The organism is Actinomadura physcomitrii (assembly GCF_008923205.2).
Taxonomy (GTDB): domain Bacteria; phylum Actinomycetota; class Actinomycetes; order Streptosporangiales; family Streptosporangiaceae; genus Spirillospora; species Spirillospora physcomitrii.
Window position 1 is genome coordinate 13515 of sequence record NZ_WBMS02000021.1, and the last position, 24754, is coordinate 38268.

At 73.7% G+C, this 24754-nt stretch carries 22 protein-coding genes; 9 read left to right on the forward strand and 13 right to left on the reverse strand.

Annotated elements, in window-relative coordinates; genetic code table 11:
- The first annotated feature begins 3 nt into the window (after window positions 1-3).
- Genes F8568_RS50595 through F8568_RS25290 form a run of 3 tightly spaced genes read left to right on the forward strand, consistent with a single transcriptional unit; the run spans window position 4 to window position 3511 of the window.
- On the forward strand, window positions 4-1134 hold the full coding sequence (locus tag F8568_RS50595; RefSeq protein ID WP_202125326.1) for a nucleotide disphospho-sugar-binding domain-containing protein: 1131 nt from the start codon (window positions 4-6) through the stop codon (window positions 1132-1134).
- 26 nt (window positions 1135-1160) lie between these two features.
- Complete coding sequence (locus F8568_RS25285; protein ID WP_151596187.1) at window positions 1161-2348, forward strand: nucleotide disphospho-sugar-binding domain-containing protein; 1188 nt, start codon at window positions 1161-1163, stop codon at window positions 2346-2348.
- On the forward strand, window positions 2348-3511 hold the full coding sequence (locus tag F8568_RS25290) for a nucleotide disphospho-sugar-binding domain-containing protein (RefSeq protein WP_151596188.1): 1164 nt from the start codon (window positions 2348-2350) through the stop codon (window positions 3509-3511). Before F8568_RS25285 ends, F8568_RS25290 begins: the two co-directional genes overlap by 1 nt.
- Before the next feature lie 82 nt (window positions 3512-3593).
- Here the strand turns inward: F8568_RS25290 and F8568_RS25295 are convergent, their stop codons facing one another.
- The 8 genes from F8568_RS25295 to F8568_RS25330 form a co-directional block, all read right to left on the reverse strand.
- Window positions 3594-4334, reverse strand: a complete 741-nt coding sequence (locus tag F8568_RS25295; protein WP_268896376.1) for a LuxR C-terminal-related transcriptional regulator — start codon at window positions 4332-4334, stop codon at window positions 3594-3596.
- 366 nt (window positions 4335-4700) lie between these two features.
- The gene (locus F8568_RS25300; protein WP_151596189.1) at window positions 4701-5462 is read right to left on the reverse strand and encodes an SRPBCC family protein; all 762 of its coding nucleotides are present in this window, start codon (window positions 5460-5462) and stop codon (window positions 4701-4703) included.
- On the reverse strand, window positions 5462-6493 hold the full coding sequence (locus F8568_RS25305) for an aldo/keto reductase family protein (RefSeq protein WP_151596190.1): 1032 nt from the start codon (window positions 6491-6493) through the stop codon (window positions 5462-5464). The genes F8568_RS25300 and F8568_RS25305 overlap by 1 nt, the downstream gene beginning before the upstream one ends.
- 14 nt (window positions 6494-6507) lie before the next feature.
- The gene (locus F8568_RS25310) at window positions 6508-7524 is read right to left on the reverse strand and encodes a class I SAM-dependent methyltransferase (RefSeq protein ID WP_151596191.1); all 1017 of its coding nucleotides are present in this window, start codon (window positions 7522-7524) and stop codon (window positions 6508-6510) included.
- Window positions 7521-8300 carry a cyclase family protein gene (locus tag F8568_RS25315; RefSeq protein ID WP_151596192.1) on the reverse strand — a complete coding sequence of 260 codons (780 nt, stop codon included), beginning with the start codon at window positions 8298-8300 and terminating at the stop codon, window positions 7521-7523. Before F8568_RS25315 ends, F8568_RS25310 begins: the two co-directional genes overlap by 4 nt.
- A gap of 2 nt (window positions 8301-8302) precedes the next feature.
- A complete protein-coding gene (locus tag F8568_RS25320) occupies window positions 8303-9961 on the reverse strand; it encodes an FAD-dependent oxidoreductase (RefSeq protein WP_151596193.1) in 1659 nt (552 codons plus the stop codon).
- A complete protein-coding gene (locus F8568_RS25325; RefSeq protein ID WP_328601002.1) occupies window positions 9954-10919 on the reverse strand; it encodes an aromatase/cyclase in 966 nt (321 codons plus the stop codon). The genes F8568_RS25320 and F8568_RS25325 overlap by 8 nt, the downstream gene beginning before the upstream one ends.
- A 59-nt stretch (window positions 10920-10978) precedes the next feature.
- A complete protein-coding gene (locus tag F8568_RS25330) occupies window positions 10979-11776 on the reverse strand; it encodes an SDR family NAD(P)-dependent oxidoreductase (protein WP_151596195.1) in 798 nt (265 codons plus the stop codon).
- 196 nt (window positions 11777-11972) lie between these two features.
- Here F8568_RS25330 and F8568_RS25335 point away from each other — a divergent pair, with 196 nt between their 5' ends.
- From F8568_RS25335 to F8568_RS25345, 3 genes are read left to right on the forward strand one after another with little or no spacing between them, the layout of a single operon-like run.
- The gene (locus F8568_RS25335) at window positions 11973-12392 is read left to right on the forward strand and encodes a nuclear transport factor 2 family protein (RefSeq protein ID WP_202125327.1); all 420 of its coding nucleotides are present in this window, start codon (window positions 11973-11975) and stop codon (window positions 12390-12392) included.
- A 2-nt stretch (window positions 12393-12394) separates the two neighbouring features.
- Window positions 12395-14029, forward strand: coding sequence for a class I adenylate-forming enzyme family protein (locus F8568_RS25340; protein WP_151596197.1), 1635 nt, complete (start codon window positions 12395-12397; stop codon window positions 14027-14029).
- Entirely contained in the window at window positions 14026-14997 is a 972-nt protein-coding gene (locus tag F8568_RS25345) for an acyltransferase domain-containing protein (protein ID WP_160573757.1), read from the forward strand. Before F8568_RS25340 ends, F8568_RS25345 begins: the two co-directional genes overlap by 4 nt.
- A gap of 110 nt (window positions 14998-15107) precedes the next feature.
- On the opposite strand, the gene F8568_RS25350 is transcribed toward F8568_RS25345, so the two are convergent.
- From F8568_RS25350 to F8568_RS25370, 5 genes are read right to left on the reverse strand one after another with little or no spacing between them, the layout of a single operon-like run.
- On the reverse strand, window positions 15108-16127 hold the full coding sequence (locus F8568_RS25350; RefSeq protein ID WP_151596199.1) for a methyltransferase: 1020 nt from the start codon (window positions 16125-16127) through the stop codon (window positions 15108-15110).
- A gap of 21 nt (window positions 16128-16148) precedes the next feature.
- Entirely contained in the window at window positions 16149-17999 is a 1851-nt protein-coding gene (gene asnB / locus F8568_RS25355) for an asparagine synthase (glutamine-hydrolyzing) (protein WP_151596200.1), read from the reverse strand.
- A 30-nt stretch (window positions 18000-18029) separates the two neighbouring features.
- On the reverse strand, window positions 18030-18281 hold the full coding sequence (locus F8568_RS25360; protein WP_151596201.1) for an acyl carrier protein: 252 nt from the start codon (window positions 18279-18281) through the stop codon (window positions 18030-18032).
- A gap of 30 nt (window positions 18282-18311) precedes the next feature.
- Window positions 18312-19562: a ketosynthase chain-length factor gene (locus F8568_RS25365; RefSeq protein ID WP_151596202.1), complete on the reverse strand. Its 1251-nt coding sequence runs from the start codon at window positions 19560-19562 to the stop codon at window positions 18312-18314.
- Window positions 19559-20854 carry a beta-ketoacyl-[acyl-carrier-protein] synthase family protein gene (locus F8568_RS25370; protein ID WP_328601003.1) on the reverse strand — a complete coding sequence of 432 codons (1296 nt, stop codon included), beginning with the start codon at window positions 20852-20854 and terminating at the stop codon, window positions 19559-19561. Before F8568_RS25370 ends, F8568_RS25365 begins: the two co-directional genes overlap by 4 nt.
- A gap of 223 nt (window positions 20855-21077) precedes the next feature.
- Here F8568_RS25370 and accD point away from each other — a divergent pair, with 223 nt between their 5' ends.
- The 3 genes from accD to F8568_RS25385 are packed head-to-tail and all read left to right on the forward strand — an operon-like array spanning window position 21078 to window position 24725.
- Complete coding sequence (gene accD / locus F8568_RS25375; protein ID WP_151596203.1) at window positions 21078-22793, forward strand: acetyl-CoA carboxylase, carboxyltransferase subunit beta; 1716 nt, start codon at window positions 21078-21080, stop codon at window positions 22791-22793.
- Window positions 22790-23377: an acetyl-CoA carboxylase biotin carboxyl carrier protein gene (locus F8568_RS25380; RefSeq protein WP_236009140.1), complete on the forward strand. Its 588-nt coding sequence runs from the start codon at window positions 22790-22792 to the stop codon at window positions 23375-23377. Before accD ends, F8568_RS25380 begins: the two co-directional genes overlap by 4 nt.
- 1 nt (window position 23378) lies before the next feature.
- On the forward strand, window positions 23379-24725 hold the full coding sequence (locus F8568_RS25385; protein WP_151596204.1) for an acetyl-CoA carboxylase biotin carboxylase subunit: 1347 nt from the start codon (window positions 23379-23381) through the stop codon (window positions 24723-24725).
- Window positions 24726-24754: the final 29 nt, after the last annotated feature.

A 24754-nucleotide genomic window follows, 5' to 3' on the forward strand; every position in this document is an offset into this window, starting at 1 on the left:
CCCGTGTCCACACACTTCGCGTCGATGGTGCCGGTCGCCTGGGCGCTGCGCGCGGCCGGTCACGAGCTGGTCGTCGCCGGGCAGCCCGACATCGCCGGCGCGGTACGGGACGCGGGCATGAACTACGCGGTCTTCGGACCGTCCTTCCACCCCCTCGACCTGCTGCTGCCCTTCCTCGGCGGCGGCGCCCGGCCGCTCCAGATCCTCGGGCCCGCGACGGCCGAGTCGCTGGCCGGCGGCACCCGGCCATGGGTGCTGCACAGCCGCTACCTGCTCCCCCGCTACCTGGAGTTCGCCCGGTCGTGGCGGCCCGACCTGGTCCTGTCCGAGCAGTTCGAGTTCGCCGGGCTGGTGATCGGCGGGGCGCTCGGAGTCCCGGTCGTGCAGCACCGCTGGGGCGTGGACATGCTCGCGTCGGCGATGCGCCCGGCGGCCGAGGAACTGCTCGCCGGGGCGTGCGAACGGCTCGGCCTCGCCCGGCTGCCCGAGCCCGCGCTGATCCTGGACCCGACCCTGCCCGAGCTGCAGCTGCCCGAGCTGCCCCCGGCGCAGCCGATCCGTCCCGTGCCCTTCAACGGCACCGGGTCGCTGCCCGGCTGGGTGCACGAGCCGTGCCCGCAGAGCCGCCGGGTGTGCGTGAGCCTCGGCAACCAGACCCTCGCGCTGAACGGCGTGCCGCTGCTGAGGAACATCATCGCCGCGCTCGGCCGGCTGCCCGACGTGCAGGCGGTCGTCACCGCCGAGCCCGAGTACCGCGAGGAGATCGGGACCGTGCCCGAGCACGTCCTGATCGTCCCGCCGACGCCGCTGTCGCACTTCCTGCACACCTGCGACGCGATCGTCCACCACGGCGGCGCCGGGACCACGCTCACCGCCCTCGCCACCGGCCTGCCGCAGCTCGTCCTGCCCCAGGTCATGGACCTGGCGGGCGAGCGGCTGGTCGCCACGGGAGCGGCGGTCAGCCTCCGGGACCCGAAGGAGCAGGACGACCCGGACATCGTCGCGGACCGCCTGCGCGCCGTGCTCGGCGAGCCGCACCGCGCCGAGGCCGCGGCCGCCCTGCGGGACGCCGTCCGCGCCATGCCGTCGCCCGCCCAGCTCGTTCCCCAGCTCGAGAAGCTCGCCGGGTCGTGACCGGTCCGGCCCGGCTAGGAGTCCACATGCGCGTACTGATGCTGAGCACGCCGTTCCCCACCCACTTCACGCCGTTGGTGCCGCTGGCCTGGGCGCTGCGCGGGGCGGGCCACGACCTCGTGGTCGCCGGGCAGCCCGACGTCACCGACGCCGCGCACGCCGCCGGCCTGGCCACGGTCGTGATCGGAGATCGCTTCCACGCGTCCGACATCTTCAGCCGCAAGCTGCCCGCCGGGAAGCGACCGCTGGAGCTGATGGGGCCGCCGACGCCCGAGCTGCTGGCGTCGACCTCGCGGATGTGGGAGATCCACGCCCGCTACCTGGTGCCCCGGTATCTGGAGTTCGCCCGGGACTGGCGCCCCGACCTCATCGTCACCGAGCAGATGGAGTTCGCCGGCCGCATGATGGGCGGCGTGCTCGGCGTGCCCGTGGTGACGCACCGCTGGTTCATCGATCCGCTCAGCGGCCCCACGGCGGGCTCGGTGCGGGCGTTCCTGCACGGCGCCTCGACGCGGCTCGGGCTGGAGGACGGGCTGCCCGATCCCGACCTCGTCCTCGATCCGTGCCCGCCGAAGCTGCAGGTGCCCGACCTGCCCGAGGGGGTGCCCATCCGGCCCGTCCCGTCGAACGGGTCGGGGCCGCTGCCCGACTGGGTCCACCGGCCGCGCGCCGCGGAGCACCGCGTCTGTGTGAGCCTCGGCAACCAGACCATCGCCCTGAACGGGATGCCGCTGCTGAAGAACATCATCGCCGGCATCGCCCGCCTGCCCGGGGTCGAGGCCATCGTCACCGCGGCCACCGAGTTCCACCCGGAGCTGGCGGAGGTACCGAGCCGGGTCAGGGTCGTGCCGCCGACGCCGCTCAACCAGTTCCTGCGCACCTGCGACGCCATCGTCCACCACGGCGGCGCCGGCAGCTCGCTGACCGCGACCGCCATGGGCGTGCCGCAGCTGGTGCTGCCGCAGATGGTCGACCAGTTCCCGAACGCGCAGCGGCTGGCCGACAGCGGCGCGGCCATCGCGGTCGAGTCCGCGGCCCTGCAGGACGACCCGGACGTCGTGGCCGGGCATCTCACGGAACTCCTCACCGAACCCGCCCGGGCCGCGTCGGCCGCGGAGCTGAAGGCCGCCGCCGACGAGATGCCCTCCCCCGCGCAGGTCGTGCCGCGGCTCGAGGCGCTCGCTGCGACCGCCCGTCACGAGGAGGAGCGCTGATGCGCGTCCTGATGCTGAGCACTCCGCTGGCCACCCACTTCACGCCGATGGTGCCGCTGGCCTGGGCGCTGCGCGGGGCGGGCCACGACGTCGTGGTCGCCGGGCAGCCCGACGTCACCGACGCCGCGCACGCCGCCGGCCTGACCACCGCCGTCTTCGGCGACCGCTTCCACGCCGTCGACCTCTTCAGAGCCGGGCTGCGTCCCGGCCGGCGACCGCTGCAGGAGTTCGGGGAGCCCACGCCGGACCAGCTGAACAGCACCCCTCAGGTCTGGCGCAACCATGTCGCCTACTACCTCGACGACTACCTGGAGTTCGCCCGGGCGTACCGGCCGAACCTGGTGGTGTCGGAGCAGATGGAGTTCTCCGGACGGGTGGTCGGCGCCGTGCTGGGGGTTCCGTCGCTCCAGTTCCGCTGGGGCGTCGACCCCTACACCGGCGCGGGCGACCGGCTGGTCAAGCTCTTCATGGGGCCGATGTGCGAGCGCCTGGGGCTGGACGACGGCCTGCCCGACCCGGACCTCATCCTCGATCCCTGCCCGCCGGGCCTCCAGCTGCCCGGCCTTCCCGCCGCGCGGCCGATCCGGCCCGTCCCCTACAACGGCACCGGCCCGCTGCCGGACTGGATCCACGAGCCGAAGGGGCGCGCGCACCGCGTGTGCGTGAGCCTCGGCAACCAGACGCTCGCGCTCAACGGGGTGCCGCTGCTGAAGAGCATCGTCGCGGCCCTCGCGACGCTGCCCGAGGTCGAGGCGATCGTCACCGCCGCCACCGACCACCACGCCGAGCTGGGAGAGATCCCCGGCAACGTCAGGGTCGTCGCGCCGACGCCGCTCACCGGCTTCCTCGAAGGCTGCGACGCCATCGTCCACCACGGGGGCTCGGGGACCTCGCTCACGGCGTGCCACGCGGGCGTGCGGCAGCTGGTGCTGCCGCAGATCATCGACCAGTTCGCGACCGCGCGGCGGCTCGTGGCGACCGGTGCCGCGCTGGCGCTCGACACCGCGCGGGAGCAGGACGATCCGAAGGTCCTCGCGGAACGGCTCGGCGCCCTGCTCGCGGGCCCCGGCCATGCCGAGGCCGCACACCGGCTCGGCGTCGCGGCCCGCGGCATGCCCGCCCCCGCGGCGCTGGTCCCCGCCCTCGAAGAGCTGGCCGCCTGATCGCCCCCAGGGCGAGCCAGAGGAGGCCTGCCCGGGACGTTGGTCCCGGGCAGGCCTCCGCCCTTCCGCGCGAGGCTCCGGGTCAGCCCGCCCGAGGCGGGCTCAGGGCGGTTTTGGACCGTGCCACATTGGCGCCGGCCCCGCCCGCCGCGCCGAACCGGCGATCGGCGGGATCGCCCCGGGTGCCGGAGATGAGCCCCGCGGCCGCCGCCTTGTTGACCGCGTCGATCCGCGACTGGGCCCCGAGCTTGGCGAAGATGTTGCGCAGATGGCGCTTGACGGTGCCCTCGACGATCGAGAGCCGCGAGGCTATCTGGGCGTTGCTGAGGCCCTGCGCCACGAACTCCAGCACCTCGCGTTCCCGCGGCGACAGCGGCCCGTCCTCGGGCTCCTCGACGCTCAGCAGGCTGTCGGCCGACACCGACAGCACCATCTTGCCCTCGTTTCCGTAGACGCCGCGGATCGCGCTCGCGAGCTCGTGGCGATTGGTGTCCTTGGGCAGATATCCGTTGATGTCAAGGGACAATACTTGCTGAACAAAACGCGGATTGTCATTCATGGACAGCAAGATGATCCTGCTTCTGGGCGCCGCCTGCCTCAGCCGGCGCACCCGGTCGGCGACCTCCTCGACGGGCAACTCCGCATCGACGAGGATCACCTCCGGGCGCACCGAGAGCACGATGGCGAGAGCCGTGGCCAGATCCCCTGCCTCACCGACCACGGCGAAATCGTCCTCCATGAGAAGCACCTGGGCGAGTGCCTCGCGAAAAAGCGTCCGAGCGTCGACCAGGAGTATCGCGATACGATTTTCAAGAGCCCACAAGGCGATTACCCCCCGCCGATTCAGCCTCCGAGATCACAAGACCGGATTGATCATAGCGCAAGCCTACTCGGCGGGCTGGCCGGTAGCGGACAGAACAAATGCCAAGACCGGCGTCCCGCACATCATGCGCTGCAGAGTGTGATGAGAACGCAACACGACGGCGACGGAAACTCGACCCCGATTCGAATAGCCGGAACAAGTTGAATTTTCACGTTTTCGCACCGCCCTCGTATCCGGCGCTTTTACGTGTCAAGGAAATGCGTCAGATATGAATCGCCCGGCCGACGCCCACCCTCCTGCCCGGTCAGGGCGGGGAGTCGGGTCCGTGCCGGCTCCGCCGGCCGCCGGCACACCCGTGAGCGCCCTTCAGCGCCCGGGCAATGACGCCAGTTCCCGGTCGAGATCGTCCGCCAGCGAGGCCCGCGCCGCCTCGAGATCGGCACCGTCCGCGAGGACGGCCGCACGCGTCGCGATCACCGTACCGTCCGTCAGGCGGTAGGTGCCCGTCAGAGAATGGGCGTCCTCCCCTGCCTTGCGCGCCTTGTAGGCGAGCGTGTGCTCGGGAAGGCAGGCCCGCGCCCAGATCCCCGCATCGCTCGTCGCACCGTCCAGCAGAGCGGCGTACACCGCCGGCCGGGGGGCGTCCGTCCGCACCTCGACCGTGCAGCCGACCGTCCGCGTGCGCAGCCCCTCGATCCCCGCGGCCAGCTTCGCCAGGTGCCGCAGCTGCATCGGCACCTTCCCGTCCAGGTCCGCGCCGATCCGCCCGGCGGCCGCGGCGGCGCCGGCGGGCGCCTCCAGCGTGTGGCGCACGCGGACGAACGTGCCCGAGCCCTTCTCCTCGAAGGTCCACTCCCCGCGCAGGCGGCTGAGCGGCGGCCTGGGCGGCGCGTGCTCGAAGACGATGCGGCGCGCCGCCTCGTCCGCCTCCCGGTGGAACCGCCAGCTGCGGACAGAGCCGCCGTCCAGCACCCAGCGCTCCACCAGGTCCCGGCCCCCCTCGGCGGCGAGGATCTCCGCGTGCAGGTGCGGCGGGAAGTAGCGGGGCGCGGCGACGACATCGGCGATCAGCTCGTACACCGCGTCCGGCGCGGCCTCGACGGTGGTCTCGTGGGAAAGTTCGATCATCACGCCTCCTCCTCGGAACGGGCGAGCCGGGAGGCGGGGCCCAGCGGGTCCTCGGTCAGCCTCGGGTCGCGCCGGACCGCGGGCTCGACCACCGCCTCGACCCGCTCGACCAGGTCGTCGTCCAGGACCTCGTCCACGGCGGCGAGGGTCTCGGTCAGCTGCTCGGGCCGGGAGGCCCCGACGACGGCCGAGGCGACCGCCGGGTTGCGCAGCACCCACGCCAGCGCGAGCCGGGGCATCGTGAGCCCGGCCTCGGCCGCGATCGGCACGAGCCGGTGCACCGCCCTCAGCACGATGTCGTTCAGGTAGTCCCACCGCCCGATCGACATGGCGCCGCCCTTGCTCGCGGCGCGGGTCCCCTCCGGCGCCGCGCCGCCGGGCGGGTACTTGCCGGTGAGCACCCCTCCGGCCAGCGGAGCCCAGGCCACCTGGGAGAGGCCGACCTCGGCGCAGGCGGGGACCACCTCCTGCTCGATGACACGCCACAGCAGCGAGTACTGCGGCTGGTTCGACACGAGCGGGACGCCGAGCTCGGCGGCGAGCGCGGCGGCCTCGCGGATCGGCCCGGCGGGCCACTCCGACACCCCGACATAGAGGACCTTGCCCGCCCGCACCAGGTCGGCGAACGCCTGCATCGTCTCCCGGAGCGGTGTCCGCGCGTCGTAGCGGTGCGCCTGGTAGAGGTCGACGTACTCGGTCCCGAGGCGACGCAGGGACGCGTTCACCGACTCCATGATGTGCTTGCGCGACAGGCGGCCCTCGTTCGGCCCGGGACGCTTGGACCGGCCGACCTTGGTGGCGATCACCAGGTCCTCGCGGCGCATGCCCGCGATCAGCCGGCCGAGCACCTCCTCGGCCCGGCCCGCCGCGTACACGTCCGCGGTGTCCAGGAAGTTCACGCCCGCGTCCAGGGCCGTCTTCAGGCAGAGGCCCGCGGTCTCATCGTCCACCTGGTCGCCGTGCGTGAGGGAGTTGCCGTAGGCGATCCTGCTCACGACGAGCCCGCTGTTCCCGAGCGGGGCGAACTGCATGGTGATCGTCCTCCTCAGCTTTTCCCGGCCACGACGAGATGGAGCGGGGCCCCGCCCACCGGCCGCACCTCGACGTCGGCGAAGCCCGCTTCGCCGAACATCCGCCGGTAGGCCGCCACGGAGTGGGCCTCGCCTCCCGGCGTCCAGGCGAGCAGCATCAGCGACAGCATGTGCGCCGCGTGCTCGGCGGCGGGCGGGCGCTCTCCCGTGGTGAACCCCACGGTGATGACGCGGCCGCCGGGCGCGGTCACCTCGGCGAGCCTGCGGAGCAGCAGCGCGCCCCGCTCCGGCGAGAACAGCGGCAGCAGGTTCGCCGCGACGACGACGTCGTACGGGCCGCCGAGCGGCACGTCGAAGGCGTCGCCCGGCAGGTAGGTCACCCGGTCGGCCAGGCCCATGCTCGCGGCGCGTCCGCGGGCCAGTCGCAGGACGGACTCGCCGTCCTGCGCCCAGACCCGCGCCCCCGGGATCCGCTCGGCGAGCCGCAGGCCGAACAGGGCGTGGCCGCAGCCGACGTCCAGCACGCGCGGGCTGTCGCCGGGTCCGGCGTCCAGCACCGCCTCGACGAACGCCTTGGCCGCGGCCTCGGCGACGAAGGTGGTCTGGCCTGCGAAGTCCTGCCAGTAGGCGAAGGCTGGCGAGTCGGCGCCGTGCTCCAGCAGCGTGCCGCCGCCGCGCACGGCCCCGGCGAGGTCGGCGAGCGCCGCCCACTCCGCGTCCCCGGCGAGCAGCCGCACGGAGTCCGCCGCGTAGTCGGGGCTGGTGCTCACCAGCAGCCGGTCGCCGCCCTCGGGGAGGCTGAACGCCGTGCCGTCCGAGCCGAGCAGCCCCACGGCGGCCAGCGCGCCGAGCAGCACGCGGACGCCGCGCGGGTCGGCGCCGACCGCGGCCGCCACGGCCGCCGCGTCCCGCGGCCCGCCGGCGAGCGCGTCGAACACCTTCAGCTCGACCGCCGCGCGCAGCAGCGCGGTCCGTTTGAACGCCTGGGCGGTCTCCACCAGGTCCTTGCGGGTGAACGCGGCGCCCGTCATGACGCGCCGTCCTCGATCAGCGCCGCCGCGCGGGTCCAGCCCGCGCCCGCGCCCTTGATCTTCACCGGCAGGCAGGAGACGGTGAAGCCGGTCGGCGGCAGGGCGCCGAGGTTGCTCAGCCGCTCGATCTGGCAGTACTCGCGGGAGCGCCCGGCGAAGTGCGCGGGCCAGAGCACCGCCTCGTCGCCGGTCCGCCGGTAGGCCTCGATCATGTGGCCGAACGGCGCGTCCAGGCTGAAGGCGTCGGTCCCGATGACGCGGACGCCGAGGTCGAGCAGCAGCTCGGTCGCGGGCCCGTCCAGGCCGGGGAAGTCGGTGAAGTACTTCGGCGACCCGGCCAGCCGGTCCGCCCCGGTGTTCAGCAGCACGATCTCCATCGGCTCGGGCGTGTGGCCGATCCGGTCGAACTCGCGGCGGAGCCGGTCCGCGCCGACCTGGCCGACCGGCGCGTCGGTGAGATCGAGCACCACCCCGGGCCGCAGGAACCAGTCCAGCGGCATCTCGTCGATGTGCCGCGCCGTCCCGCCGCCCGCGGGCGTCCCGTAGTGCGACGGCGCGTCCACGTGCGTGCCCGTGTGCGTGGTGAGCGTGATCGTGTCGAGGGTGAGCAGCTCGCCGCCGGGGAGCACAGACGGGTCGAAGTCCACGCCCCAGTTCTCCCGCATCCGGGTCGCCATGTGCTCGGCGCCCTCGACCGCCGACATGACCTCGTGCACGACCTCGTTCGGCTCCCAGCCGGCGGCGTCCACCGAGGACGACAGATCGATGACGCGCATGCCTACTCTCCGCTCTGCGATCGCGTGTCGGCGGGCTCGCGGCTCGGGATCAGATGCGCGTCCGCGAGCACCGACAGCAGCTGCTCCGCGTCCACGATCCGGCCCTTGGCCGCCAGGTAGCCGTCCGGCCTGACCAGTGCGTAGTCGCCCGGCCGCAGGCCCAGCCCCGCGGCGAGCCCCCCGCCGGGGTCGGCCATCGGGTTCGGCCCCGCCGGGTCGCCGCCCTCGCGGAAGACGGTGCGGACGGACACGGCCCTGCCGTGCCGCTCCTCCGCCTTGCCGAGCATCGCGGCGAGGCCGGCCGGGGAGCCGTCGCCCGCGAAGCCCAGCAGGCTCCACCTGCGGTCGGTCAGCTCGGTGCACATCGCGCGCCAGCCGGCGGACGCCCGCTCGCTCCCGCCGTCGCAGGCCACCCGGTGGCCCGGCTTGATCCCGGCCTTGTCGTAGCCGGGGTCGCAGGTGGTGAGGGGGCTGTCGGCGTAGTTCAGCGGCAGCCCGCAGAACCCGCGGATGACCTTGCCCTCCACCTTGCGCTTCACCGGCTTCAGCGCGTTCAGCAGTCCGAGCCCGACCGGCAGCACGACCGGCAGCGCGGCGTTGCGGAGCTTGACCAGCGCCGTGGCCTTCTCGGTCGAGCCGAGCAGCACCCTGCCGATCGGGACGCGCTCGGCTCCGTAGGTGTCCAGCAGCGCGTCGCCCGCGTGCCCGCGCACCACGTCGGCGAGCTTCCACGCCAGGTTGTAGCCGTCCTGGATGCCGGTGTTCATGCCCTGGCCGGACGCCGGGCTGTGCACGTGGGCGGCGTCGCCCGCGACGAAGCAGCGGCCGACCCGCATCCGCTGGATCATCCGCTGCTGCACGGTGAACACCGAGATCCAGGTCGGCTCGGCGACCTCCACCCGGCGGCGCAGCGCTCTGGAGATCTTGTGCTCGAGCCGGGTCCGGATGATCTCCGGGTCGTGCGCCCCCTCGATGTCGAGGGTGTCCACCACCCGCCACTTGCCCGGGTCGGGGAACGGCACCAGCAGCAGCGAGCCGCCGCCGGTGTGCAGCAGGTGGTTGCTGTCGCGCGGCAGGTCGGAGCCGCTGATGACGACGTCGGCGTTCAGCCATGTCTCGGTGGTGTCGCCGAGCAGCTTCAGGTCGAGCGCCTTGCGCACGGTGCTCCTGCCGCCGTCGGTGCCGACCATCCACGGCACCGCGACCTTCTCCGTCCCGCCGTCCGCGTGCCGCAGCTCGGCGAGGACGCCGTCCTCATCGGCGTCGAAGCGGACCAGGGCGACGCCCCACTCGATCTCGACGCCCTGCTCGGACAGCGCCTCCCGGAGCATGCCCTCGGTGCGGACCTGGTCCACCATGAGGCTGAACGGGAAGCGCGTCGGCATCTTGGTGTAGTTGGTGTCGAACGCCAGCAGGCAGCGGCCCCGCTGGTGGATCGAGAAGTGCTCGACCTTCTGGCCGAGCGGCAGCAGCCGGTCCACCAGGCCCATCTGGAAGAGGATCTCCAGGGTGCGGGCGTGCGTGGCCAGCGCGCGGCTGCTGGTCGCGGGCCCCTCGGCCTTGTCGACCACGCGGATCGCGACGCCGCGGCGCGCCAGCTCGTGGGCGACCGTGAGGCCGACCGGGCCGGCGCCGACGACCAGGACCTCCGGCTCAGCCATGGCGGGCCTCGCCGCGGCGGGCCTCGACGAACTCCTTGGCCAGGTTCAGCGTGGCCGTGCTGTTTCCGCCCGCGGCCTTGCGGATGAACTCCTTGGCGGTCTGGACCGTCGCGCCCTCGCCGAGCACGGTGGTGATCGCGTCCTCCTTGACGGTCACGGTGTGCCGGGAGGTGGCGCGCACCCGCCCCTCGCCCTCGGCGGTGAAGGTCCACTCGCCCAGGTGGGCGGTCATGAGCGACGGCGGCACCAGCTGCTTGTAGACGATGCGCTCGTGCGGGAAGCAGACCCGCACCGACTCGGTGGTGTGCGTGGACCCGTCCTTGGTCCGGGTCTCCATCGCCATCTCCTGGACGCCGGGCTCCTCCTCGGCGAACTTCATGCTCGCCACGTGCGGCAGCCGCTCCGGCCAGAGATCGGCCCGGTAGAGGAAGTCGTAGACCTCCTCGGGCGCCCCGTTCACCACGACGGAGTCCTCGAAGGAGAAGGTCAGCTCGGCCAGCCGGTCCCAGCCCTCGGCGAGCGCCTTGATGTTGCCGAGCTCGGTCGCGGAGTTGCGGTCGGTCGCCCTGGTGATCCACGCGACGCCCTCGGGGTCGTCGTCCACGGCCTCGAAGTCGTGCTCCAGGACCAGCCGGGTCACCCCGTTCGGCTCCTGCGACACGATCCAGGTGCCGCCCATCGAGGCGACCGGCGGCGAGGAGACCTCCTGCCTGAACTCCACCCGGCGCGCGGCGGGGTCGAGCTCGCGCCGGGAGGTCCAGTGCTTCACCTCGCCGTTCCCGGTGGCCCAGATCTCCAGCCGCTCGGCGCCGGCGCCGAGGCCGGTGTGCTCGACGTGGATGGTCGGAACGAAGCGCTGCGGCCAGTCGGCGGCGTCGGCGACGATCCGGTACACCCGCTCCGCGGGAGCCTTGATGTCCACCTCGTGCGAGGTCGTGTGGCGTCCTTTCGGGGGCACTGCAAACCGTCCTTCGGTAGATGAGGTCGAGGATGCCGGCAGAGCTGCCATCGGCCGCGTCAGAAGATGCCGAGGCCGCCGCAGACGTTGAGCGCCTGCGCGGTGATCGACGCGGCGGTGTCGGTCGCCAGGTAGGCGACCAGGCCCGCCACCTCCTCGGGAGTGGAGTAGCGGCCCAGCGGGATCTTGGCCTCGAACTGCTCCAGCACCGCCTCCGGGGTGCTGTTCCAGGTCGACGCGTACGCCTCGCGGATGCGCACCGCCATCGGCGTCTCGACGTAGCCCGGGCAGACCGTGTTGACGGTTACGCCGCTCGGGGCCAGCTCTTTGGCCAGTGCCTTGCTGAAGGCGATCACGCCGCCCTTGGAGGCCGAGTAGGGCGCGCCGAGCGGGACTCCCTGCTTGCCGCCCGTGGAGGCGATGCTGATGATCCGGCCCGCACTGCCGGCGTCCATCAGCCCGCCGCCCGCCAGGACCTCGCGGGTGACGCGGAAGACGCTGTTGAGGTTGGTGTCGATCACGTCGTCCCACAGCTCGTCGGTGATCTTCGCGGTGGGGCCGCCGCCGCTGCGGCCGGCGTTGTTGACCAGCACCCGGATCGGCCCGAACCGGTCGAGCGCCGCGCCGACCAGCCGCCGCACCGAGCGGGCGGAGCGGACGTCGGCGTCCACCCCGTCCACCGCCAGGTCCCGGTCGCGCAGCTCCTTGACGGTCGTCGTCACGTCCTCGGCGGTGCGCGCGCAGATGAAGACCCGCATGCCGCGCTCGGCCAGCCGCTCGGTCACGGCCCGGCCGATCCCGCTCGTGGCGCCGGTGACCAGCGCGACCCCGGTGATCGCGTCCTCGCCTGTGGTCATCGCCAGCTCCTCCGGTGGTTCGACAGTGGCGCCCGCCCATCCCGGCGGACCCTTCGCGATGCCGACAGCCTGGGCGCGGGCCCTCGATTCTCATCGGAGAGCGACTGGAGCCAGAGGTCTCGACGCGGTCTCAACCCGGGTTCGAGGGGCGGGGATGACCCTCGCCTGCGTACACACCCATCGGAGAGGGAGAGCCATGTCGCCATCGCTGTACCAGGAGGTCCAGCATTTCTACGGCCGCCAGATGCGCCACCTCGACCAGGGCGAGCACCGCGCGTGGGCCGAGACCTTCACCGAGGACGGGGTCTTCGCCGCCAACGCCCATCCGGAGCCGCAGCGGGGCCGGGAGGAGATCGAGGCGGCCTCGCGCAAGGCCGGCGCACGGCTGGCCGAGGAGGGCGTGCAGACCCGGCACTGGCTCGGGATGCTGGAGGTGAACGAGCGCCCGGACGGGTCCGTCGAGGCCCGCACCTACGCGCTCGTCCTGCGCACGCCCAAGGGCGGGCCGACGGCCGTCCATCTCAGCACGACCTGCGACGACGTGCTCGTCCGCGTCGACGGGCGGCTCCAGGTGAAGCACCGGTCGGTGAGCCGCGACGACCTCCAGGGGTCCTGACGATGGCGGCACCCGACCTCGACGTCCGGGCGAGCAGCCTGGTGTCCGGGCCTCCGCTGGAGGTGCTCGGCGACCTGCTCGGCGGCCCCCGCATCGACGACCTGCTGCGGCGCGCCGCCGAGCGCCGTCCCGGCCGCATCGCCCTGCGCTCCCCCGGCTTCACCGGCGCGCTGTCCGGCGATCTGACCTACGCGGAGGTGGAGGCGGCGGCCGAACGCTGCGCCCGCGCGCTGAAGGCCCTGCTCGGCGAGCGGCCCGCCAGGGTCGCGCTCGCCCTCGCCCTGGAGCCCGCGTTCCCCGTGGCCTACTTCGGGATCCTGCGGTCCGGGAACGTCCCCGCGCTGGTCAACCCGCTGCTGCGGGAGGACGGCCTGGCGCACGTGCTCGGCCTGGCGGGCGCGCGGGTCGCGATCGTCTCCCCCGCGATGCACCGGCACCTGGAGAAGGTCCGGGACCGGCTGCCCGACCTCGAGACCGTGGTCCTCACCCACGCCGCAGACGGCCCGGCCGGCGTCCCGGTGCTGGGCGACCTGATCGAACAGGCTCCCGACCTGCAGCTCAACCGCCCCGAGCGCACCGACGTGGACGAGGTCGCGTGCCTCCAGTTCACCAGCGGCACCACGGGACCGGCCAAGGCGGTGCTGCTCACGCACCGCAACATCACCGTGAACGCGGCGCAGAGCGCGCACGCGCACCGGGTGGACGGGTCGGCGGTGCTGTTCAACTACCTGCCGTCGTTCCATCTGATGCACCTGACGATGGCCGTCACCGCGGCGACGACGCTCGTGCTCTGCGCCGAACCCGACCCGGCGGACGCCGTCGAGGTCGCCGCAGAGCACGCGGCGACGCACTTCTACAGCCTGCCGATGCGGCTGATCAAGCTGGGCGCGCACCCGCGCCTGGCCGAGCTTGCCGTCCCCACCCTGCGCACGGTCCTGTGCGGCGGGTCGGCGCTGCCGCCCCCGACGACGCGGGCGCTCACCGAGCGGTTCGGCGTCCCGGTGGTGCAGGGGTACGGCCTGCAGGAGACCTCGCCGTCCACCCACTTCGAGAACCTGGACAATCCGAAGATCCGCTCCTCGGGCCGGCCGGTGGCCGGGACCGACTGCCGCATCGTCGACCTGGACACCCGGCGGGTCCTGCCCGCCGGCGCCGAGGGCGAGATCCAGGTGCGCGGCCCGCAGCTGATGAAGGGCTACCACGACCGGCCGGTGGCCGAGGTCACCGACGCCGAGGGCTGGTTCTCCACCGGCGACATCGGCCGGATCGACGCCGACGGCCACCTGTTCGTGCTCGACCGGGTGAAGGACGTCTTCAAGTGCGACAACTGGCTGGTGTCGCCGACCGAGATCGAACGGGTCCTGCTCGGCCATGACGGGGTCGCCGAATGCCTGGTGTTCGACCATCCGGACGAGGTGAGCGGCGCGGTCGCGCACGCGATCGTCGTGCCCGCGCGCGACGGCGTGCGGGCCGCCGAGCTGGCCGCGTTCGTGGCCGAGCGATGCCCGTACTACGAGCACCTGAAGTACGTCGACCTGGTCGAGGCGATCCCGCGTTCGGCCACCGGCAAGCCGCTCCGCCGCCAGATGCGCGAGCGGTACGCCGGCGGCGCGGACCCGGCGGACGGCGGGCGATGAGCGAGATCGTGTTCCTGTTCCCCGGGCAGGGCGCGCAGCACCCGGGCATGGCGCGCGAGCTGTTCGGCCGCGAGCCCGTGTTCACCGAGGTCCTGGAGGAGTTCTTCGAGCTGCTCGGGGGCGAGGGGAAGCGGCTGCGCGACGACTGGCTCACCGACGATCCGGCGGTGCCGCTCGACGAGGGGCGCCGTGCCCAGCCGCTGCTGTTCATCCTCGGATACGCCCTGGCGCAGACGCTCGAAGCGCGCGGCGTCCGTCCCGGCGTCCTGCTGGGGCACAGCGTCGGGGAGCTCGCCGCGGCCGCGTTCGCCGGGGTCTTCGACCTGTCCGCGAGCGCGCGCCTGATGCAGGCCCGGTCGCTGGCGCTGGACGGCTCCCCCGCGGGCGGCATGCTCGCGGTCGGAGCCGCGCCCGGGGAACTGACCCGCTTCATCGATCCGCCCGGCCGTCCCGGCGGCGTGGTGGTCGGCGCGGTCAACGCGCCGCGCCAGACCGTGCTGGCGGGTCCCGAGCCGCGCCTCGGCGAGGTGGAGCGGGCGCTCGCGGACGCGGGCACCCCGGGCCGCCGGGTTCCGGCGCTCCAGGCCTTCCACTCGCCGGCGATGGCCGAGGCGGCCGAAATCTTCACCGCCGCGTTCGCCCAGGAGTCGCTCCGGCCGCCCTCCCTGCGGATCCAGTCCACCAGGACCGCGCGGACCGTCCGGCCGGACGAGGCGACCGACCCCGGCTTCTGGGCCGGGCAGATCGCCGGGGCGGTGCTCTTCTGGCCCGCGCTGGAGGCCCTGCTCGCCGAGGGCGACTTCACCCTCGTGGAAGTCGGCCCCGGCAGGCGCCTGTCCACTCCGGCGCGCAGGCATCCGGCCCTGCGCTCGGGCCGCAGCACCGTGATCCCGATGCTGCCGTCCACGGCCAAGGGCACGTGGGAGTTCTGGACCGCCGCGCTGGACGCCCTCGACGCCCTGCCCTGACGGCCGGCGACCCGACCCGACCTTCACCGACACGAACAGGCCTGGGCCTCCCGCCGCGATGCGCGGTCAGGAGGTCCAGGCCTGTCTCGCCTCTTGGGCCGACCCCCGCATCAGTCCTTGGTCGCGTAGAGAACGGTGTCGTTGCCCTTGGGGAGGCGCTTGGCGTACTGGAAGCGGAAGCCCGCCTCCTCGGCCCAGCCGCGGCATTCCTCGGCCGTGTACTCCGAGCCGCCCAGCATCAGGCCGACGTTCAGGCTGCCGATGAGGCTCGCCAGATCGGGGTCCTCCCCGTCGAGCATCTGGTCGTAAACCACGATGGCCCCGCCCGGGGCGAGCGACTCGAAGGCCCGCCCGAGGAGCATGCGGCGCCGTTCGACCGACCAGTCGTGCAGCACGTGCCCGAACACCAGCACGTCGGCCGCCGGGAGCGGGTCGGCGAAGAAGTCGCCCGGGTGGAAGTCGACCTTGCCGGTCAGTCCCATCTCGTCCATCAGCTCGTGGAAGAACGGCTCGGCCTTCGGCAGCTCGAACACGCCGCCGGACAGGTGCGGGTGCGCCTTGACCAGGGTGCCCGCCACGTTGCCGCGGGCACCGCCCACATCGACGAACGAGCCGTAGGCGGCCCAGTCGACGGCGTCGGCGAGCTGCGGGGCCACGAGCGCGTTGTTGGCGTCCATGTGCTTGAGGAAGCCGCGCGCCCGCTCAGGGTCGTCGTAGAGGGTGTCGAACGAGCCCGCCCCGCCCCCGGACTTGGGCAGGCCGTCCCGCAGGGCCTCGGTCAGCCTGCCCCACAGGTGGTAGTGCTTGTCCGCCGTCGTGCGGACCCGTGCGCCCATGTAGATGTCTCCGCCGGGCACCAGGAATCTGCCGGCGGCGACCGAGTTGCCGTACCGCTCCCCGTCCGCCCGCTCCAGCAGCCCGAGCGCGACCAGGGCGTTCAGGAAGTCACCGGTGAGGGCGGGGTTCAGGTCCAGCCCTTCGCAGATCCCCGCGAGGGTCGCCGGTCCTCGCCGCAGGAACTCGAACAGGCCGGTCTGGACGGCGGAATGCAGGAGTCTCGACTGCGCGTAGGCCGTGTTCAGTCGCGCGAGCGCCTGCCTGTCGAGCGGCGCGCCGCCGGTCGGTGCCATGGATGTCCCTTTCGGTGATGGTCACAAGTCGAGCGTGATGCCGTACGAGGTCAGCCAGCGGTTGAACCAGAGCGCCAGCTCGAGCCCCCCGCGGTCGTAGGGCCGGCTGACCTCGCCGAGCGGCCGGTCCGCGATCCGCCGCACCTTCTCGCCGTCCAGCAGCGGCAGCACCGGCGCGTTCGGGTCGGCGGCGAGTTCGGCGAGCTCCACGCGCAGCGCCCGCTCGTAGGCCGGGTCCTGGGTGGCCGGGTAGGGGGTCTTGACCCGTTCGAGGACGCCGCGCGGCAGCAGGTCGGCGACCGCGGCGCGCAGCAGGCTCTTCTCGCGGCCGTCGAACGACTTCAGCTCCCACGGCGCGTTGAACACGTACTCCACGAGCCGGTGGTCGCAGAACGGGACCCTGACCTCCAGGCCGACGGCCATGCTCATCCGGTCCTTGCGGTCCAGCAGGGTCTGCACGAAGCGGGTGAGATTGAGGTAGGTCATCTCGCGCATGCGGCGCTCGACGGCGTCCTCGCCGGGCAGCACGGGAACCTCGGCGACGGCGTCGGCGTACCGCTGCTGCCGGTGGCCGGGGATGTCGAGCTTCTCCTTCAGTCCTGCGTCGAAAAGGCCGAGCCCGCCGAAGTAGCGGGCCGAGCCGGACGTGAGCCACGGGAACGTCCGCGCCCGGATCGCACCCGGGTTGCGGAACCAGCGGTACCCGCCGAACAGCTCGTCCGCCGCCTCCCCGGAGAGCGCGACGGTGGAGCGCTGCCGGACGGCGCGGAACAGCAGGTACAGGGACGGCCACATGTCACCCCAGAACGCCGGCGGCTGGTCGACCGCCCGCAGGACGGCGTCCCGCACGCCGGGATCGGCGAGGTCGCCGCTGTCCAGCAGCACCTCGGTGTGGTCGGTGCCGGCGTGCGCGGCCAGTTCGCGGACGAACGGCGCGTCGGCGGCGCCGCGCACCGCGTCGGGCTGGAAGTCCCGCTGGGCGGCGTCGAAGTCGACCGAGAACGAGTGCACCGGCCCGCCGCCCTGCGCGGCGAGCGTCCGCGCGGCGAGCGCGGTCACCGCCGACGAGTCGAGCCCGCCCGACAGCAGCGTGCACAGCGGCACGTCGGAGATCAGCTGGCGGGCGACGATGTCCTCCAGCAGGCCGCGGACCGTGGCGATCGTGGTCTCGCGGTCGTCGGTGTGCTCGCGGGCCTCCAGCGTCCAGTAGCGGCGCTTGGTCAGGCCGCCGCGGTTCAGCCGGACGAGCTGCCCGGGCCGCACCTCGCGCATGCCGGAGAAGACCGCGGCCTCCGGGGTCCGGACCATGTCGAGGATCTCCCGCAGGCCGTCGGCGTCGACCCGCCGCGGCGCCATCGGGTTGGCCAGGATCGCCTTCGGTTCGGAGCCGAACAGGATCCCGCCCGGCGTGACCAGGTAGTAGAGCGGCTTGACGCCCATCCGGTCCCGCACGAGCAGCAGCTCCTGCGAGCGCGGGTCCCACACCCCGACGGCGAACATGCCGTTCAGGCGCTCCGCGAAGCCCGCCCCCCACTCCAGGTAGGCGCGCAGCACCACCTCGGTGTCGCTCGCCGTCCGGAACGCGTGGCCGCGGCCGCCGAGCTCGGCCCGCAGCTCGCGGAAGTTGTAGACCTCGCCGCAGAACGTGATCACCGCCTGCGTGCGGCCGTCCGCCTCCGCCGCCATCGGCTGGCGCCCGCCCTCGAGGTCGATGACCGCGAGCCTGCGGTGGCCCAGCGCGGCGTGCGGAGACGTCCACAGCCCCTCGGCGTCCGGTCCGCGGCACGCCATCGTGTCCGTCATCGCCTGTGCCGTCGCGCGCTCGCTGGTGAGGTCGCGCGTGTAGTCGACCCATCCGACGATTCCGCACATTGCCGCAGCCCTTCTGGAGTGTGATGCCGGTCAGAGGTGCTCGGCTATCTCGGCGAGCAGTTCGCCGGGCGTCCTGACCTCGGCGACGATCTCGTCGGAGAGCCGGATCCCGTAGTCGCGCTCGATCCGGTTCACGGTGTTGAACAGGGCCAGCGAGTCGTACCCGAGGTCCTCGAACTCGGTCCCGGCGATGTCGCCGTCCAGGTCGATGGAGTCGTCCTCCCCGGCGCACTCGCGCAGCAGGCGGGTGAGGTCGTCCATGGTGAACGTGGTGGTGGGCATGGTGTCTCCTCCTTGTGGGTTGCGGGTCGCTCAGCGGCGCACGACGAGCGCCGAGTTGAAGCCGCCGTAGCCGCGCGCGACGATCAGGGCGGTGCCGAGACGGGCCTCCCGTGGCGCACCGGTCACCAGGTCGATCTCGTCGGCGTAGGCGCAGTGCACCGCCGCCGCGGTCGGCGGGATCACCCCGTCCCTCAGGCCGAGCAGCGCGCTCGCCACGTCGAGCGAGGCGCCGCCGCCGAGCAGCCGGCCGGTCAGCGACTTCGGCGCGGTGACCGGGACGCCGCGCGGGCCGAAGACCGCGGCGAGCGTGGCGGCCTCGATCCGGTCGAGGTCGGGGACGCCGGCCGCGTCGGCGAAGACCACGTCCACGTCCGCCGCGGTGATGCGCGCGTCGGCGAGGGCCAGCTCGACGGCGCGGCGCAGTCCGGGCTCGCGGCCGGAACCGGGGCGCGGGTCGAAGGTCGAGGCGTATCCCGCGATCTCGCCGAGGATCCGCGCGCCGCGCTCCCGCGCGGCCGCCCGCGCCTCCAGCACGAGGAGGGCGCCGCCCTCGCCCGGCACGTGCCCCGAAGCGGCGGCGTCGAAGGGCAGGTAGGCGCGGTCCGGGTCGGTGGCGTTGCTGAGCCGGCCCGACTTGGTCATGCACACCAGCGACCACGGGCACAGCGATCCGTCGACGCCGCCCGCCAGCATCAGCGCGGTGCCGGCGCGCACGTTCCGGCACGCCTTGGAGATCGCGTCCAGCCCGCCCGCCTGCTCGGCGACCAGCGCCGATCCCGGCCCGCGCATGTCGTGCCGGATCGACACCTGGCCGGTGTTGACCGGGTAGAACCAGGCGAACGACTGGTAGGCGCTGACGTGGTTGCCGCCCTTGCTCCACAGCGCCTCGAGCTCGCGCTGGCCGAACTCGAAGCCGCCGCCGGACGCCGCCGTCACCACGCCCGCGGCGTGGGCGGGCATCTCCTTCGGGTCGGCGCCGGCGTCCGCCAGCGCCTCCTCGGCCGCGATCAGCGCGAGCCGCGTCATGTGGTCGGTCTGCGGCAGCAGCCGGCCGGGCAGGTGCTTCTTCGGCTCGATGTCGAGCTGGCCGGCGATGCGCACCGAGTAGCCCGCCGGGTCGAACCGGGTGATCGGTGCGATGCCGCTCCGGCCGGCGAGCGCCGCCCGCCAGTACTCCTCGACGCCGAGCCCGTTCGGCGCCGCGACGCCGAGTCCGGTGACGACGACCGGCCCGGAGCCCGTTCCGGCGTCGCCGCTCACGGTGCGGGTGCTCGTGGTCATGCGGCCTTCCTCCCGGGCGAGGTCAGCACGATGGCGCTCTGGAAGCCGCCGAAGCCGCTCGCGACGCTCAGCACCGCGCCGAGCTCGCGCTCCCGCGCGACCAGCGGCACGAAGTCCAGGTCGCACTCGGGGTCGGGCTCGTTGAGGTTGGCGGTCGGCGGGATCACCGAGTGCTCGATGGCGAGCGCGCAGGCCGCCACCTCCAGGGAGCAGATCGCTCCGAGCGAGTGCCCGATCATCGACTTGATGGAGCTGACCGGCACGTCGTAGGCGTGCCGCCCGAGGCTGAGCTTGAACGCGGCCGTCTCGTGCCGGTCGTTCTGCTTGGTCGCCGACCCGTGCGCGTTGACGTAGTCGATGTCGTGCGGGTTCAGCCGGGCCTGTCCGAGGGCCGCGCCGATGGCGTCGGCCATCTCCTTGCCGTCCGAGCGCAGCCCGGTCATGCTGTAGGCGTTGCAGCGCGAGGCGTGGCCGGCGACCTCGGCGTAGACGTGCGCCCCGCGGCGCCTGGCGTGCTCGTACTCCTCCAGGACGAAGACGGCCGCGCCCTCGCCCAGCACGAACCCGTTGCGGGTCCGGTCGAACGGCCGGGACGCGCTCTCCGGCTCGTCGTTGCGCGGCGAGGTCGCCTTGATCGCATCGAAGCAGGCGACGGTGATCGGTGAGATCGCGGCGTCGGACGCCCCGGCCACCATCACGTCCGCCATGCCGTCGCGCACCAGGTCCACCGCGTGGCCGACCACGTCGAGGCCCGAGGTGCACCCGGTGGAGACCACGCCCACCGGGCCCTCGGCCTCGGCCATCCAGGCGATCTCGGTCGCCATCGAGGAGGGCAGGAAGTAGTCGTACAGGTAGGGGACCGCGTGCTCCTCGTCCACGAGCCACGTCGCGCCCTGGTCGCTGACCACGGCGTACTCGCGGTCCAGGCTCTGGGTCATCCCGCAGGCGGTGCCGAGCATCACGCCCGTCCGGTGCGGGTCCATCTCGCCGACCGCGCCGCTGTCGGCGAGCGCCTCCCGCGCCGCCACGACGGCGAACTGGGTCGTCCGGTCCCAGCGGCGGATCTCCCGCCGGCTGAGGCCGGCCGCGATCGGGTCGAAGTCGCATTCCGCCGCGATCCGGGACCGGAACGGCGTCGCGTCGAACAGTGAGATCGTCCTGGTGGCGGTGGTCCCGGAGGTGAGCAGCTCCCAATACTGCTTGGTGCCGATGCCCCCCGGGGCGACCACCCCGACGCCTGTCACCACGACCCGCCGCGGCTCGCGGGGTCGCTGCTCGCTGATTCCTGGCACAACGTCTCCCTCTGCGGCCGGCGCGCCCACCCCACCGGCGGGCGGCCGGCCGGCGCCGTCACGGCCAGAAGCATCACCGGGCCGCCTAGAGCGGGCTTAGAAGCACGCTGGACGAGCACCGCCGAACGGGCGCTCGACCGGCGGTGGATCGGGCTTCGAGCGGCCGCTCGGACGCTGGGTGGCCGGCTCGGCTCGGACGACCCTGCGCAGGACGGAGACGACCATGACCGACACGCTGACGGGCGGTCCCCCGGCCGCGGGGGCGGGCTCCCCCGCGGCCGGCTGGCGGTGCTGCCCCGGCTGCCGGAGCGTGACGTACGGGCGGACGCTCGAACGCAACCTGCGGGTCTGCCCGGAGTGCGGGCGGCACCAGCCGCTCACGGCCCCGGAACGGCTCGCCATGCTGCTGGACGAGGGGTCGGTCGTCACGTTCGAGCCCGAGCTCGCCGACACCGATCCGCTCGGCTTCACCGACACGCTCCCCTACGGCGAGCGGCGCGCGACGGCGCGGGCCAGAACCGGGCTGACGGAGGCCGTGCTGTGCGCCACCGGCACCCTGGGCGGGAGGCCGGTGGTCGCGGCGGTGATGGACTTCCGGTTCATGGGCGGCAGCCTCGGCGGCGGCGTCGGCGAGCTGATCACCCAGGCCGGCGAGCTGGCCCTGCGCGAGCGCCGCCCGCTGCTGATCGTGAGCGCCTCGGGCGGCGCGCGCATGCAGGAGGGCGCTCTGTCGCTGATGCAGATGGCCAAGACCAGCCAGATGCTGGGGCGGCTGGACGAGGCGGGCCTGCTCACCGTCTCGCTGGTCACCGACCCGACGTTCGGCGGCGTGGCCGCCTCGTTCGCGACCCTGGCCGACGTGGTCGTCGCCGAGCCCGGCGCCCGGCTCGGCTTCGCCGGGCCGCGGGTGATCGAGCAGACCATCCGGCGGCCGCTGCCCACCGGCTTCCAGACCGCCGAGTTCCTGCTGGAGCGCGGGCTCATCGACCTGATCTGCCCGCGCGGCGAGCTGCGGGCGACGCTCGCGCGGCTGGTGGAGATGGGGCGGCCGTCGCCCGAGCCGGTCCCCCGGCCCGGCCGGGCAGGGGCCGCCGCGCTGGTGACCGACCCCGCCGAGCTGCCCGAACGCGACCCGTGGGAGACCGTCCGCCGGGCCCGCGACCTCGGCCGGCCGAGCACGCTCGACTACGCGCGGCTGGCCTTCGACGACTTCCTCGAGCTGCACGGCGACCGCCTCGGCAAGGACTGCCCCGCGATCGTCGGCGGCCCCGCGCTGCTCGGCGGCACGCCGGTGATGCTGGTGGGCACGCAGAAGGGCCACACGGTCGGCGAGCTCACCGCGCGCGAGTTCGGCATGGCCTCGCCCGCCGGGTACCGCAAGGCCGCCCGGCTGATGCGGCTGGCGGGCAAGCTCGGCCTGCCGGTGGTGACCCTGATCGACACGCCGGGCGCGCATCCGGGCCTGGAGGCCGAGGAGAACGGGCAGGCGTTCGCCATCGCCGAGAACCTGCGGCTCATGGCCGGGCTTGCGGTGCCGTCGGTCGCGGTGGTGACCGGCGAGGGCGGCAGCGGGGGCGCGCTCGCGCTCGCCGTCGCGGACCGGGTGCTGATGCACGCCGACGCCGTGTACTCGGTGATCAGCCCGGAGGGATGCGCGGCGATCCTCTGGAACGACGCGGCCGCGGCGCCGCGCGCCGCCGCCGCGCTGGGCGTCGACTCGGCGCGGCTGCTGCGGCTGGGCGTGGTCGACGCGGTGATCCCGGAGCCGGGGCCCGGCGCGCCGGACGACGCCCTCGCCACCGCCGAACGGCTGCGGGACGCGCTGCTGACGGTCCTCGCCGACCTGACCCGTACCCCCGCCGCCGAGCGCGGCGCACGCAGGTACGCCCGATTTCGCGCGTTCGGCGCGAACCCGACGGAAGGAGGACCCGCGCGATGATGGTGGATGGCGGCGGCGACAACGGCCGGCTACTGACCACGGAACTGGCCGACGCATGGCTGCCGGTGTTCGACCGGGGCGGCGAGACGAGCCCCAGGCAGCTCCTGCGGGAGGCCGCCGCCGTGGTCGCCGAGCTGCTCGCGCTGCGCGGCGAGCGGCCGACGACGTTCAACGTGCGGATCGGAGACGTCTCGATCGAACTGGGCTGGGCTCCGCCGCCACCGGCCGCCGCGGCGGCCTCGGCCGCGGCCCCGGCCGCGGTGCCCGCTCCCGCCGGCGCTCCCGCTCCCGCGCCGGAGGCCGAGGCCGCCGCCGAGCCGGAGCCCGCCGAGGAGGGCGAACCCGTGACGGCGCCCACCGTGGGCGTCTTCTACCGGGCGCCCTCGCCCGGCGCCGACCCGTTCGTGCGCGAGGGCGAGACGGTCGCGGCGGGGCAGCAGCTCGGGATCGTCGAGGCCATGAAGCTGATGATCCCGGTGGAGGCGGACCGCGCCGGGACGGTCACCCGGGTGCTCCGCGCGGACGGCGACGCCGTCGAGTACGCCGAGCCGCTGTTCCTGCTGGCCCCCGTCGAGGTGGGCTGAGATGTTCTCCTCCGTCCTGATCGCCAACCGCGGCGAGATCGCCGTCCGGGTCGCCCGGGCCTGCCGCGAACTCGGCGTGCGCACGGTGGCCGTGGCCTCGACCGAGGACCGCGGCTCGGCCGTCACCCGGCTGGCCGACGCCACGGTGCAGATCGGCCCGGCGCCCGCCCGGCGCAGCTACCTGAACGCCGCCGCGGTGATCCAGTCGGCGCTGCAGACCGGCGCCGAGGCGGTGCATCCCGGCTACGGGTTCCTGTCCGAGGACGCCGACTTCGCCGAGGCGTGCGCGGAGAGCGGGCTGGCCTTCATCGGGCCGCCCGCCGGCGTGATGCGGCGGCTCGGCGACAAGTCGACCGCGCGCGCCGCCATGGCCGAGGCGGGCCTGCCGCTGCTGCCCGGCGCGGTCGAGCCGGTGCGCGACCTGGCCGAGGCCCGGCGGCTCGCGGACGAGATCGGCCTCCCATTGATCATCAAGGCGGTCGCGGGCGGCGGCGGCCGCGGCATGCGCATCGTCGAGTCGATGGACGGCCTCGACGCCGCGTACCGGGAGACCACCGCGAACGCGCTGACCCTGTTCGGGGACGGCCGCGTCTACATGGAGCGCTACCTGGCGGGCGCGCGGCACGTGGAGATCCAGGTGCTGTGCGACGGGCACGGCAACGGCGTGCACCTGGGCGAGCGCGACTGCTCGGTGCAGCGCCGCCACCAGAAGCTGATCGAGGAGACCCCGGCCCCGGGGCTGCCGCGCGAGCTCACCGAGCGGATGGCGGCCGCGGCGGTCCGGGCGGCGCTGGCGGCCGGCTACGTCGGCGCGGGCACCTTCGAGTTCCTGGTCGCGCCGGACGGCGGCTTCTACTTCATGGAGGTCAACTGCCGCATCCAGGTCGAGCACCCGGTCACCGAGGCGGTCACCGGGATCGACCTGGTCCAGGAGCAGCTGAGGATCGCCGCCGGGGACCGGCTCGCGTTCACCCAGGCGGACGTCCGGCCGCGCGGCGCGGCGATCGAGTGCCGGATCAACGCCGAGGACCCGGCGCGCGCGTTCGCTCCGACGCCAGGCACGCTGGAGGAGTTCGCGCCGCCCTCGGGGCCGTTCGTGCGGGTGGACACGCACGCCCATCCGGGCTATCGCATCCCGGCGGCCTACGACTCGCTGCTCGCCAAGCTCATCGTGTGGGGCCCGGACCGCGACGCGGCCCTGACGCGCATGCGGGCGGCGCTCGGCGAGTTCACCGTGACGGGTCGCGGCGTCCGCACCACCATCGGCTTCCTCGACTCGGTACTGGCCGACCGGCGGTTCCAGGAGGCCGCGCACGACACGGGCTTCCTGGCCTCGTTCACCGGCTGAGGAACGCGCGGACGACGATGATGCGGGCC

Bases quoted from the DNA above. Each gene is read 5' to 3' on its own strand.
- F8568_RS25330 (WP_151596195.1), bottom strand. From the start codon at position 11,776: ATGACCACAGGCGAGGACGCGATCACCGGGGTCGCGCTGGTCACCGGC.
- F8568_RS25310 (WP_151596191.1), bottom strand. From the start codon at position 7,524: ATGACGGGCGCCGCGTTCACCCGCAAGGACCTGGTGGAGACCGCCCAG.
- F8568_RS25380 (WP_236009140.1), top strand. From the start codon at position 22,790: ATGATGGTGGATGGCGGCGGCGACAACGGCCGGCTACTGACCACGGAA.
- F8568_RS25360 (WP_151596201.1), bottom strand. From the start codon at position 18,281: ATGCCCACCACCACGTTCACCATGGACGACCTCACCCGCCTGCTGCGC.
- F8568_RS25385 (WP_151596204.1), top strand. From the start codon at position 23,379: ATGTTCTCCTCCGTCCTGATCGCCAACCGCGGCGAGATCGCCGTCCGG.
- F8568_RS25335 (WP_202125327.1), top strand. From the start codon at position 11,973: ATGTCGCCATCGCTGTACCAGGAGGTCCAGCATTTCTACGGCCGCCAG.
- accD (WP_151596203.1), top strand. From the start codon at position 21,078: ATGACCGACACGCTGACGGGCGGTCCCCCGGCCGCGGGGGCGGGCTCC.
- F8568_RS25365 (WP_151596202.1), bottom strand. From the start codon at position 19,562: ATGACCACGAGCACCCGCACCGTGAGCGGCGACGCCGGAACGGGCTCC.
- F8568_RS25285 (WP_151596187.1), top strand. From the start codon at position 1,161: ATGCGCGTACTGATGCTGAGCACGCCGTTCCCCACCCACTTCACGCCG.
- F8568_RS25350 (WP_151596199.1), bottom strand. From the start codon at position 16,127: ATGGCACCGACCGGCGGCGCGCCGCTCGACAGGCAGGCGCTCGCGCGA.
- F8568_RS25305 (WP_151596190.1), bottom strand. From the start codon at position 6,493: ATGCAGTTCGCCCCGCTCGGGAACAGCGGGCTCGTCGTGAGCAGGATC.
- F8568_RS25345 (WP_160573757.1), top strand. From the start codon at position 14,026: ATGAGCGAGATCGTGTTCCTGTTCCCCGGGCAGGGCGCGCAGCACCCG.
- F8568_RS25340 (WP_151596197.1), top strand. From the start codon at position 12,395: ATGGCGGCACCCGACCTCGACGTCCGGGCGAGCAGCCTGGTGTCCGGG.
- F8568_RS25320 (WP_151596193.1), bottom strand. From the start codon at position 9,961: ATGGCTGAGCCGGAGGTCCTGGTCGTCGGCGCCGGCCCGGTCGGCCTC.
- F8568_RS25315 (WP_151596192.1), bottom strand. From the start codon at position 8,300: ATGCGCGTCATCGATCTGTCGTCCTCGGTGGACGCCGCCGGCTGGGAG.
- asnB (WP_151596200.1), bottom strand. From the start codon at position 17,999: ATGTGCGGAATCGTCGGATGGGTCGACTACACGCGCGACCTCACCAGC.
- F8568_RS25300 (WP_151596189.1), bottom strand. From the start codon at position 5,462: ATGATCGAACTTTCCCACGAGACCACCGTCGAGGCCGCGCCGGACGCG.
- F8568_RS25290 (WP_151596188.1), top strand. From the start codon at position 2,348: ATGCGCGTCCTGATGCTGAGCACTCCGCTGGCCACCCACTTCACGCCG.